General features: G+C 74.3%; 7 protein-coding genes. 5 read left to right on the top strand and 2 right to left on the bottom strand.

Going from position 1 to position 11,666, the window contains the following annotated elements; all coding sequences use genetic code 11:
* Window positions 1-103: 103 nt before the first annotated feature.
* Window positions 104-2,569, bottom strand: coding sequence for an FxSxx-COOH system tetratricopeptide repeat protein (gene fxsT / locus ACFQ11_RS29965; RefSeq protein WP_378304723.1), 2,466 nt, complete (start codon window positions 2,567-2,569; stop codon window positions 104-106).
* A 610-nt stretch (window positions 2,570-3,179) separates the two neighbouring features.
* On the opposite strand from fxsT, the gene ACFQ11_RS29960 reads away from it, so the two are divergent.
* The 4 genes from ACFQ11_RS29960 (at window position 3,180) to ACFQ11_RS29945 (ending at window position 8,031) form a co-directional block, all read left to right on the top strand.
* Entirely contained in the window at window positions 3,180-4,763 is a 1,584-nt protein-coding gene (locus tag ACFQ11_RS29960; protein WP_378304720.1) for a chloride channel protein, read from the top strand.
* A 5-nt stretch (window positions 4,764-4,768) separates the two neighbouring features.
* A complete protein-coding gene (locus ACFQ11_RS29955; protein WP_378304718.1) occupies window positions 4,769-4,945 on the top strand; it encodes a hypothetical protein in 177 nt (58 codons plus the stop codon).
* Between the two features lie 129 nt (window positions 4,946-5,074).
* Complete coding sequence (locus ACFQ11_RS29950; protein WP_378304716.1) at window positions 5,075-5,977, top strand: SIR2 family NAD-dependent protein deacylase; 903 nt, start codon at window positions 5,075-5,077, stop codon at window positions 5,975-5,977.
* Window positions 5,974-8,031 carry an nSTAND1 domain-containing NTPase gene (locus ACFQ11_RS29945; RefSeq protein ID WP_378304714.1) on the top strand — a complete coding sequence of 686 codons (2,058 nt, stop codon included), beginning with the start codon at window positions 5,974-5,976 and terminating at the stop codon, window positions 8,029-8,031. The genes ACFQ11_RS29950 and ACFQ11_RS29945 overlap by 4 nt, the downstream gene beginning before the upstream one ends.
* Before the next feature lie 4 nt (window positions 8,032-8,035).
* On the opposite strand, the gene ACFQ11_RS29940 is transcribed toward ACFQ11_RS29945, so the two are convergent.
* Complete coding sequence (locus ACFQ11_RS29940; RefSeq protein WP_378304712.1) at window positions 8,036-8,932, bottom strand: hypothetical protein; 897 nt, start codon at window positions 8,930-8,932, stop codon at window positions 8,036-8,038.
* A gap of 331 nt (window positions 8,933-9,263) precedes the next feature.
* Between ACFQ11_RS29940 and ACFQ11_RS29935 the strand changes: the two genes are divergently transcribed.
* Entirely contained in the window at window positions 9,264-11,663 is a 2,400-nt protein-coding gene (locus ACFQ11_RS29935) for a M4 family metallopeptidase (protein ID WP_378304710.1), read from the top strand.
* Window positions 11,664-11,666: the final 3 nt, after the last annotated feature.

The raw sequence follows: 11,666 nt of genomic DNA, 5'->3' as shown, positions 1-11,666 counted from the left end.
TGCGGGGCCGGCCCCTGGGCGCGGTCGGGGGGCCGCGGGCCGGTCTCCGCGGCGGTGCAGCGCGTTCGTCGGCGTCCTCGGGGGGCGGGCGGGGGGCGGGCGGTCAGACGGGCGGGGGTTCGAAGTCGAAGTCGAGGCGGTCGCCGCGGGCGGCGGCCTGCGCGACCGGGTGGTCGGCGCCGAGGCGTTCGGCGAGGCGCCGCACCGGGTCGCCCTCCAGCACCGCCGCGCCGTCCCCGGACCGGCCAGCGGCGGCGACGTCGGCGGCGAGGTTGACGGCGCACTGGAGCGTCAGCGGATGGTCGGGGCCGAAGACGGCGAGGAACCCGGCCAGGGCCTTGCCGCCCCGGTCGGCGGCGTCCGCGAAGTCGCCCGCGGCGGCCCGGTCGCTCGCGAGGTTCGCCAGCGCGATCAGCGTGTAGTCGTTCTCGGCGCCGATGGTGCCCGACAGCGTCCGCCACGCCCGCTCGTTCAGCTCGGCGGCCTCGGCGTGCCGGCCCAGCCGCCGCAGGACGACCGCGAGGTTGACCGCGCAGCCGTGCGTGAACGGGTGGTCGGCGCCGAGCGTCTCGGTGAAGCGCTTGCGCGTCTCCTCGGCGAGCGTGCGGGCCTCCTCGAGCTCGCCCGTCACGCGGAGGTCGTTGACGAGGTTGCAGCGGGCGGCGAGCGTGTCGAGGTGGGTGGGGCTGAACCGGCGCTCGTAGTGCTCGCTCACCTGCTCGGCCAGCTCGCGGGCCTCGGCGAAGCGGCCGGCCTTGCGCAGCGACACCGACAGGTTCTTGCGGGCGCGCAGCAGGTTGGGATGCTCGGCGCCGAGGGCCTGCTCGTAGTCGGCGACGACCTCCCGCTGCCGCTGCACCGACCGCTCGTACTCGCCGAGTTCGCGGAGGTCGCGGTTGATCTGGTTGCGGGTGAACAGCACCCAGTGGTTCGTCGGGCCGCCGTACACGCGGAGCCTGCGTTCCAGCGTGTCCTGGTCGAGTTCGAGGGCGCGGTCGTAGCGGCCGGACAGCCGGTGGTCGATGGCGAGGTTGTTCTCCGCCATCAGCGTCCACGGGTCGTCGCCGCCGAACACGCGGCGGTGCAGTTCCAGCGACAGCTCGTCGTGCTCGGTCGCCTCCCGGAAGCGGCCCAGGGCGCGCAGGTCGCCCGCGTAGCTGTTCAGCAGCCGGAGGGTCTCCTCGTGCTCGGGCCCGAACACCTCCGTCATCCGCGCGAGCGTCGCCTCGTCGAGTTCGTGCGCGGCCCGCAGCTCGCCGAGCAGCCGCAGGTTCACGCCGAGGACCATGCGCATGGACAGGACGTGCTCGTCCCGCTCGGCGCCGGGCCCGCGGGTCCAGTGCTCGATGGCGGCCTCGGCGAACCCGCGGGAGCCCTCGTAGTCGCCGCGGACGTACAGGTAGCGGGCGAAGCGCACGCAGAACCGGCGGACCTCCGGCTGCGCGGACACGACGACCCGGGACTCGAGGACGTGCCCGAGCAGGCCCTCGTAGACGGGCCAGTTGTCGGAGTCGTCGACGTCGATCGGCGCGCGGGCGCCGAGCAGGACGTGCACGTCCAGCCGGGCCCGCTCGCGCGCCTCGTCGGAGAGTTCCGCGCGGGTGACGGCCTGGATGAGGCGGTGCACCTGGATGGTGTTGCGGACGGTGTCGACGCGGGCGAGCGAGTACCGGCCGAGGTGGCGCAGCGCGCGCTGCAGGCGGAGCGTGTCGGTGAGGATCGCGCCGAAGTCGCCGCCGAGGACGTGCCGCGCCTCGGCGAACGTCTCCAGCGGGATCGGCTCGGGGCCGAACAGGGCCAGGCGGTCGAGCAGCGCCATGGCGTCCGGGCTCTGCCGGCGCAGCCGGACGACGGACGTCGCCCAGACGGTCGCGAGCGTCAGCGGGTAGCCGACCGGCGGGTTCTCGTTGAAGACGTCGAACAGGTCCCGCGCCCGCTCGCGGAGTTCGCGCAGCAGGGTCTCGGCGCCGATGCCGGTCTCCGCCTGGAACGCGGCGGCCTGCTCGAGGGCGAGGGGGAGGTCGCCGAGCGCCTCGGCGATCCGGTCGGCGTCGTCCTCGTCGAGGCCGGGCACCCGCTGGACGAGGAAGGCGGTGCTCTCGGCGCGGTCGAAGACGTCGATCTCGAGGTTGCGGGCGCCGTGCCGCCACTGGGTGCTGCGCGAGGTGATGAGGACGTGCCCGCCGCCCGAGGGCAGGAAGTCGGCGATCTCGTCGGGGCCGACGGCGTTGTCGTAGATCAGCAGCCACCGCGGGTACGGGCGGCCGAGGCGCAGGCTGTCGAGCACGTTGCGGACCGCGACGGCGCTGTCGGCGCCGCCGACGCCGAGTTCCTCGGCGAGCGCGGCCAGCGACGCGCGGGCGACGAGGTCGCTTTCGGCGGGCACCCACCACACGACGTCGTAGTCGGAGGCGAACCGGTGGGCGTACTCGGCGGCGAGCTGCGTCTTGCCGATGCCGCCCAGCCCCTGGAGGGCCTGCAGGACGAACGTCCCGGCCGCGGAACCGGACAGTTCCTCGTGCAGCCGGTCCAGCGTGCTCTCGCGCCCCGTGAAGTGGGGGTTGCGCATGGGGACGGATCCCCAGATCTCAGGCTGCCCGCCTGTCGCAGACATGTGGCCTCCGGGGAGACGGAAACGAAAGGGCGGTGAGCATTGCTTTTCCGTCCAGCCTATCTGTCGGCGCGTGAATTTTCTGTGCCCGATGACGCCGAGGCCGTGTCCGGTGGGCGGTATCGAGAGCACGAATCGGACGAGGGAACGTTCCATCGCGCACTCCGCGCCATTGATCTTCGTGCGCGACTATGATCGACCCATGTTCGGCGAACAGTAGAGCACATAACGGGCATTATTGGCATGTCCGTAATTGCCGGGCTCCCTGCCGCTATCCTGCCATTCTCGCCACGAAATCACGGCTCCGCAAGCCAGTGGCCGGTGTCCGCCAGAGATATGGCACCGGCCCGGACGGGACGGTTATTTTGGCTTCGACCACGTCGAGAACGACACAGCGAGCGACACAACTCGACATCGACGGAAACGGAGCCGGCCCCGCCGCGGGGGCGGTCCGGTCAGCGGACCGTACGGCCGGGCGCTCGCCCGCGGGTCTCCGCTGTTCCCGTCCCGGGCCGGTGAACGACGGCGCGAACGTCAGCGCTCCGTCGTCCGTCCGTGCGGAGGAACGTTGACCGAACCCGCCAAGCCCGAACCGGGGGCTCCCGCGGCGCCCCCGCCCGCCCGGACGCCCGCCCGGCTCGCCCGCGCGGCGCTGCGCTGGCTCGTCCTCGCGACGGTCACCGGCTGCGCCGCCGGGCTGGCCGCCGCGATCTTCGTCGGGCTGCTCCGGCTGCTGACGCACGGGCTGCTCGGCGGCCTCGCCGGCTTCGAGCCCGCCACCACCGTCGCCGAGGGCGGCGTCCACGGCTGGAGCGGGTTCGAGCGCCCGTGGGCGCTGCCGCTGGTCACCTGCGGCGGCGCGCTGCTCGCCAGCCTCATCGTCGCCCGCACCGCGCCCGAGACCGCCGGGCACGGCACCGACGCGGCCATCGACGCCGCGCACACCGACCCGAACGGGATGCGCGGCCGGGTCCCCGCGATCAAGACGATCACCGCGGGGCTCACCCTCGGCTCCGGCGGCTCCGGCGGGACGGAGGGCCCGATCGCGCAGATCGGCGGCGCGCTCGGCTCGATCCTGTCGCGCCGCGCCGGGCTGACCGGGACGCAGGCCCGCACGCTGGTCATGACGGGCCTCGGCGCGGGCGTCGGCGCGATCTTCCAGGCGCCGCTCGCCGGGGCCCTGCTGGCCGCCGAACTGCTGTTCCTGCGCGGGTTCGGGTGGCGGGCGCTGCCCCCGGCGCTGCCCGCGTCGTTCGTCGCGTTCGGCGTCTTCGGGATCTTCCTCGGGTACGGGCCGATGTTCGGCGACGTGTCGCCCGCCGCCGGGTTCGCGTCCCGCGACGTCGCCGCCTTCGCGGTGCTCGGCGTCCTCTGCGGCGTCCTCGGCCGGTGCTACGCGTACGCGCTGCACGGCGTCGGCGCGCTGACCGAGCGGTTCACCCGGCCCCCGGACGGCGCGCGGCGCCGGGCCGTGCCGGGCTGGCTGCCGCCCGCGGCCGGCGGCCTCGCCGTCGGCCTCCTCGGGCTGGCCGTGCCCGCCGTGCTCGGCCCCGGCTACGGCGTCATCCAGCGGGAACTGGACGGCGGCGCGCTGCTGGGCATGTCGCTCTGGCTGGTGCTGCTGCTGCCCCTGCTGAAGATCGCCGCGACCTCGCTGTCCATCGGCACCGGCGGCTCCGGCGGGGTGTTCGGCCCCGGCCTGGTGATCGGCGCCGCGACGGGCGCCGCGGTGTGGCGCGTCGCCGAGTCCCTCGGCGTGTCCACCGGCGGGCCCGCCCCGTTCGTCATCGTCGGCATGGCGGTCTGCCTCGGCGCGATCGTGCACGCACCGGTCGGCTGCGCGGTCCTGGTGCTGGAGAGCACCCGCACGCCCGAGCTCGCGCTGCCCATCGTCCTCGCCATGTCGCTGGCGTACCTGGTCGTCGGCGACCACACGCTGTACTGCAGCCAGCGGGAACGGGACGAGCCGGGGGCGGAGGACGTCCTGGCGGCGCTGCGCGCCCGCGCCCGCCGGAGCCGGGACGCCGTCCCGTCCGCGGGCCCGCCCCTCGCCGCGCCCGTGCCCGCCCCGGAACCGGCCGGCCCGGCCGACCCGCCCCCTCCCGACGACGGCGGGACGTGCCGGCCGGAGCGGGAGCGAACGAGGAAGTGACGACGATGGACGACGACGACGCCGGGGGCGTGCTCCGCGGCCTGCCCGACCTCAGCCGGCTCCCCCTCGACCGGCTCGACGCGCGGCCCGGCTCGGTGCTGCACGACTGCCTGTGCCGGATCGCCGCGGAGTCCGCGTCACCGGACGACGCGTCCGCCGGGTTCAACGCGGTCATCGACTAGGACGCCCCGGAAGGCCCTGTCACGATGCCGAGAACGATCGAGCCGGACGCCCCCCGACCGGACGCCCCCCGACCGGACGCGCCCCCGCCGGGCCCGTCCCGCCCCCACGGCCGACCAGCGGAGACACGTTTGGAAGACAGAGACTGGGACCGGCTCATCCGGCAGCTCCGGGCCGGCCAGGTCGCCCCGTTCCTCGGCGCCGGCGCCTGCCACGGCACCCTGGAGATGGCCGGCGCGCTCGCCGGACGGTGGGCGGACGAGTACGACTACCCCTTCGAGGACCGTTTCGACCTCGCGCGCGTCATGCGGTACGTCGCCGTCCTCGAGGACGACCTCACCTACGTCAAGGGGGAGTTCCTGCAGCGGCACTTCACCGGGATCACCGCCCCGAACGACCCCGACGACCCCCACGTCGCGCTGTCCCGCTTCCCGCTCCCCCTGTACCTGACCACGAACTACGACGACCTGCTCGTGCGGTCGCTGCGCGCCGCCGGGCGCGAACCGCGCCGCGTCCTGTGCCCCTGGTACGACGGGGCGCCGTACGACCCGGACGCCTTCCTCCCGCCGCCCGGCGGGTCCCCGGCGGACGAACCGGTCGTCTACCACCTGCACGGCCACGACGGGCACCCCGAGTCGCTCGTCCTGACCGAGGACGACTACATCCAGTTCCTCGTGGCCCTCATCGAGGACCGCAACAAGGAGGAGGACACCTCCGCGCGGGTCAGCCTCGTCCCCCCGGCCGTCCAGGAGGCGCTGGCGCGGCGGCCGCTGCTGTTCGTCGGGTACAGCCTCCGCGACTGGACGTTCCAGGTGCTGCTGCAGGGACTCGTCAAGGGTCTGCCCACCACGCACCGGCGCTCCCACATCAGCGTGCAGATGCTCCCCCTGCCCGACGGCGCCACGGACGCGCAGCGGCGCAACGCCGAGGACTATCTCGACCGCTATTTCGCGGACCTCAAGGTGTCCGTATATTGGGGTAGCGCGAGAGACTTTTTCCGCGAGCTCAATCGGCGCGCTGGGGGGACACCGTGACTTCTCCCGGCGCCGCCGCCCATCCGCCCCCGGGGGACGGGCCCTATCCGGGGCTGCGCGCCTTCGGCCAGTCCGACGGCCCGCTGTTCTTCGGCCGCGACCGCGAGATCCGTGATCTGCGCTCGCTGTGGCTCGCGAACCGGATGACGATCCTTTTCGGACCGTCCGGTGTCGGGAAATCGTCGCTGCTGAACGCCGGGGTGCTGAGCGAACTCGGCGACGAGGTCGACCGGCTGCCCGTGGGACGGGTGTTCCCCGCGCCGTTCGCCGAACCGGCCGCCGGCGGGAACCCCTTCACGTTCACGCTGCTGTCGTCCTGGAACCCGAGCGCGAGCCCCGAGGCGCTGCGCGACCTCACGATCCGCGAGTTCTTCCGCGACCGCCCGGGACGCGTCGACCAGTTCGACGACCCGCTGCCGTTCCTCATCGCGATCGACCAGTTCGAGGAGCTGTTCATGGCGCCGCCGCAGCTTTGGCGGCACCGCGACCACTTCGTCGACGACCTGTCCGCCGCGCTCGCCGACCAGCACGAGCTGCGGTTGCTGATCTCCGTCCGGGAGGACGCGGTCGCGGCGCTGCTGCCGTTCGAGCGCCGGCTGTCGCCGCCGCCGCGCCGCCGCCTCGCCGTCCGCGCCCTCACCGCCGACGCGGCGCTCAAGGCCGTCACGGGGCCGCTGCGGCGGACGTCCCGGACGTTCGCGCCCGGCGCCGCCGAGTACCTCGTGAACGACCTGCGCGCCGCGCGCCGCCCCGGCGGCGGCCCGGACGGACCCGACGGCCCGGCGGTCCTGGACGAGCTCGTCGAGCCCGTGCAGCTCCAGATCGTCTGCTCGACGCTGTGGGCGGCGCTGCCCGAGTCCGTCCGGACGATCACCGCCGAGGACGTCCGCGCCCACGGCGACCCCGACCGGTCCCTCGCCCGCTTCTACACCCGGACGGTCGCGGAGGTCGCCGCCGAGCACGGGATGCGGGAGGCCGAGCTGCGGGCGTGGATCGAGCGGAACCTCATCACCGACATGGGCACCCGGGGGATGGTGTGCGAGGGCGCCGGGGAGACCGCGGGCCTGCGCAACGAGGTCGTGCGGACGCTGGCGTCCCGGCACCTGCTGCGCGCCGAGCACCGGCTGAACGCCCGCTGGTACGAGCTGCAGCACGACCGGCTGATCGCGGCGATCCGGCAGGCGGAGCGGACGGCGGACGAGCCCGCCGACGCGGCGGAGCGGGAGCCGGACGCGCGGCTGCGGCTGCGCGCCGCGCACCGGGCGCTGGTCGTCGGGGCGACGGGCGACGCCGCGAACTGGGCGCGGCAGACGATCGAGGCGGCGGCCCGCAGCGCGGACCGGCGCACCGAGGCCGAGGGCCGGTACCTGCTGGGGCAGGTCGCCGGGCTGCGCGGGGACGTGGACGAGGCGCGGGCGCACTTCGGTGCGGCGATCGGCGTGTACGAGGCGCTGCGGGACGGCGCGGCGGTCGCCCGGGTGCTGACCGGCCTCGGCGACGTGCTGCTGGCGCGGGGGCGGGTGGAGGACGCGTTCGGCGAGTACGAGCAGGCGGTGCGGCGGCAGCCGTCCGATCTCGACTCGCTGGAGGGGTACGCCCGCGCGCTGTGGCATCTCGGGCGCCTCGCGGACGCCCGCAGCGCCTACGAGCGGATCCTCCAGCACGACCCGGGGAACGTGTCGGCGCTCGCCGCGCGCGGGGAGCTGCTGGCGGAGCTGCGGCAGCCGCGCGAGGCGATCGGCGACCTGGAGCGGGTCATCGCGCTCGGCCCCGACCCGTCCCGCCTGGAGGACCTGCGGTCCGCGCGCGCGCTCGCGCTCGCGCAGCTCGGCCGCGACGACGAGGCGGCCGAGGAGTTGCGGGCCGCCATCGAGGCCAACCCGCGCAACGCCCGGACGTACCTGCGCGGCGGCGAGGCGGAGTTCCTGCGCGGCCGCCCGGAGGAGGCCCTGGAGCTGCTGCGCGAGACGCGCCGCGTCAGCGACCCCGGTCTGCTCCCGTACCAGAGCGACGCCGCCGACGACCTGGAGCGCCGCATCTCCTCCCGCGGCTGACCCGTCACGGGGCCGAGCCGCCGACTCCGGCCGCGCCTTCCGCGCCTTCCGAGCCCTCTGAGCCGTCCGTCCCGCTCGAGCCGTTGCCGTCGGCGCTGCCGTTGCCGTCGGCGCTGCCGTCGGCCGGGCCGGGAATGTCGGGGGTCGGCTCGGTGCGGGCCGCCTGCCACAGGGACCGGTACTGGTCGACCCAGAAGGTGAACCAGCGTTCCGACTCGGCCCGGGTGATGCGGACGTGCATGCGGGACGTCGTCGACTCGCCGCCGAAGCCGTGCATCTCCGCGATGACGAGGCCGTCCCCGGCCTCCGGGTCGATGATCAGCAGGCTGAACCCGGGGTTGTAGGCCAGCAGCCGGTACCGGAAGGCGCCCTCGACCCGCCAGCCGCGCATGGCGCGCAGCCGGTCGAGGACGGTGCGCAGCGACGGCGCGAGGTACTGGAGCGGGAAGAACCGGGAGTCGTCGAGCTGCCAGGTCGCCATCGCGACGGCGGCCTCCCGGTCCGGGTCGAGCACGACGATCCGGAGGTCGCCGTCGCGGCGGGCGAGCACCCCGGTGCGGAGCGCGTCGCAGCGTTCGGGGGTGAGGAAGTTGATGGCGGACGGCGCGTACAGCCACACGGTGCGGGCGCGCCGCATCCGCCCGGCGACGTCCAGGTCGGCCAGGGAGTTGCGGTCGCCCAGGATCGTGTCGGCGGCGCCGCGGGCCGGGTCGGGCAGGGTGCTGCGGTAGACGAGCGCGGCGAGGGCCGCGAGCGCCACCGCCCACCGAACGTTCTCGGAGACGGCGTCGCCGATCACCGTCAGCACGGCGAGGACCAGCGCGAGCGCCGATATCGCGTACGCGTCGAGCTGCCGCAGCCACCGGACGTCCCGGGCCACCCTGCGCAGGGTCGCGCGCATCGACACCGCCTTCGTCGTGGTTCGCGTCGCTTATTTCGCCGGGGGTCGTTCCGGCCCTTCACCGTTCTATCGCGCGGCGCGGACGGAACGCACGGGGTTTCCCGGCGCCTCTTCCGCCGACCCCGATCGACCAGCGACTTTCCACTCATTCATCGTCGAACTTAATAAACATTGAAATCCAGCAGCATGTGGATTCATTGACACCTTTCATCTTTCGGAGTGCACTTCGGACAGCTCATCCGGATGAGACCCCCATCCCCCGCCGACGCGGGCGCCGCCCGTCCCACAAGGACCGGGCGTCCCCCCGGCGGCCCCTGGAAGGAGCGTCCCTGTGAGACACCAGACCGCGTTCGGGGCGGCGGCGCTCGCCGTCGGCCTCGCCGTGGCGATGTCCGCCCCCGCCGCAGGTGCCACCCGCACCGCCCCGGCGGCGCCGCAGCCCGACCCCCGCGCGCTCGCCGCCGCGTCCGCCGACCGCCTCGTCGCCGCGAAGCCCAAGGAGTTCCGCACGTCGCCGGACGAACGCGTCGTCCGGCGCGGCGTCACGTCCGGGCAGAACGGCCTCCAGCACGTCGCCTACGAGCGCGTCTACAAGGGCCTGCCCGTGCTGGGCGGCGACTTCGTCGTCACGACGAACAAGACCGGCGGCGTGCTCAGCACGTCCGTCGGGCAGGAGCGGCGCCTCGACGTCGCCACGAAACCCGGCATTCCGGCCGAGCAGGCGGCGAAGACCGCGCGGGCCCGCGTGGACGACGCCGCGAAGACGTCCGAACCGCGGCTGACGGTGCTCGCCGACGGCTCCGGGCGGCTCGTCTACGAGACCGTCGTCACCGGCACCGACGGCGGCGCCCCCACCCGGTTGCACGTGCTGGTGGACGCCCGCACCGGGAAGGTCGCGGACTCCTGGGACGACGTCCGCGACATCGCCGACGACCGCAGCTACTACCACGGCACCGTCGACGTCAGCACCGCCGCGCAGCAGATGACCGACCCGCAGCGGCCGGGCATCCGGTGCGGCGGGCAGAACGGCGGCACCTACACCGGCACCGACAGCGCGTGGGGCAACGGCGGCGGCCGCGACCTCGAGACCGCGTGCGTCGACGCCATGTACGCCGCCCAGAAGGAATGGGACATGCTCGGCTCCTGGCTCGGGCGCAACGGCATCGACGGCCGCGGCGGCGGGTTCCCGATCCGGGTCGGCCTCAACCAGGCCAACGCCTACTGGAACGGCTCGTTCACCAACTTCGGCCGCAACCAGGCCGGCACCCGGCAGGCCACCCCGTTCGACGTCGTCGCCCACGAGTTCGGGCACGCGATCTTCCAGGAGACGCCGGGCGGCTCCGGCGGCGGCGGCAACGAGAAGGGCGGGCTGAACGAGTCGGCGGGCGACATCTTCGGCGCGCTGACCGAGTACTACGCCGCCGAGTCCGCCACCTACGACGAGCCCGACTACCTCGTCGGCGAGGAGGTCGACCTCGTCGGGTCCGGCCCGATCCGCAACATGTACAACCCGCAGGCCAAGGGGCACCCCAACTGCTACTCGTCGTCCATCCCGAACACCGAGGTGCACGCGGCGGCGGGCCCGCAGAACCACTGGTTCTACCTGCTGGCCGAGGGCTCGAACCCGTCGGACGGGCCGAGCAGCCCGACGTGCAACGGTTCGTCCGTCACCGGGATCGGCATCGAGAAGGCCGGACAGATCTTCATGGGCGGCCTCAACCGCAAGACCTACTCCTGGACGCACGCCCGCGCGCGCGTCGAGACCGTCAACGCCGCCCTGGAACTCTTCCCCGGCTCCCCCGCCGAGTGCAACGCGGTGAAGGCGGCGTGGAGCGCGGTCAACGTGCCCCAGCAGTCCGGTGAGGCGTCCTGCGGCACGCAGCAGAACGACTTCTCCCTCACCGTCAGCCCCGGCACGGGCACCGGCGAGCCCGGCGGCACCGTCACCGCGACCGTGAACACCGCGACGACCGGCGGGAGCGCCCAGCGGGTCGCGCTGTCCGCGACGAGCAACCCCGCGGGCCCGACCGCGACGTTCGCGCCGTCCGCGGTGACGTCCGGGCAGTCGTCCACGATGACCGTGTCGATCCCCGCGGGCACCCCGGACGGGACGTACCGGCTCACCGTCCTCGGGCAGGGCACGGCCATCGAGCGCACCGCCGCGTTCACGCTCACCGTCGGCGACGGCGGGCCCGGCGGACCCGTCTTCGCCGACGACTTCGAGACCGACCGCGGCTGGACGGCGAACCCGAACGGCACCGACACCGCGACGGCCGGCCGGTTCGAGCGCGGCACCCCGCAGCCGACGTCCTGGTCCGGCGTCGACCTGCAGCTCGGCGCGTCCGGCGGGTCGAACGACCTGGTCACCGGCGCCGCCGGGACGGACGCGGGCTCGGGCGACGTCGACGGCGGCGTCACGTCCGTCCGGTCCCCCGCGATCGCCCTCCCCGACGGGACGCTCACGCTGTCGTTCGACTGGTACTTCGCGCACCTGAACAACAGCGCCTCCACCGACTACCTGCGCGTCTCGGTCGTCGGGCCGGGCGGCTCCCGTACGGTGCTGAACGAGACCGGGGCGGCCGCCAACCGCGCCGCGACCTGGCGGACGGCGACGCACGACCTGTCGGCGTACGCGGGCCAGACCGTCCGCATCGTCGTCGAGGCCGCCGACGCGTCCACCGCCAGCCTCGTCGAGGGCGCCGTCGACAACGTCGAGATCACCCGTTCCTGACCC

The organism is Actinomadura sediminis (genome assembly GCF_042675525.1).
Taxonomy (GTDB): domain Bacteria; phylum Actinomycetota; class Actinomycetes; order Streptosporangiales; family Streptosporangiaceae; genus Spirillospora; species Spirillospora sediminis.
Note: the sequence above shows the minus strand (reverse complement) of the source record. Positions and strands in the feature narration are given on the sequence as shown.

Bases quoted from the DNA above. Each gene is read 5' to 3' on its own strand.
- ACFQ11_RS29940 (WP_378304712.1), bottom strand. From the start codon at position 8,932: ATGCGCGCGACCCTGCGCAGGGTGGCCCGGGACGTCCGGTGGCTGCGG.
- fxsT (WP_378304723.1), bottom strand. From the start codon at position 2,569: ATGCGCAACCCCCACTTCACGGGGCGCGAGAGCACGCTGGACCGGCTG.
- ACFQ11_RS29955 (WP_378304718.1), top strand. From the start codon at position 4,769: ATGGACGACGACGACGCCGGGGGCGTGCTCCGCGGCCTGCCCGACCTC.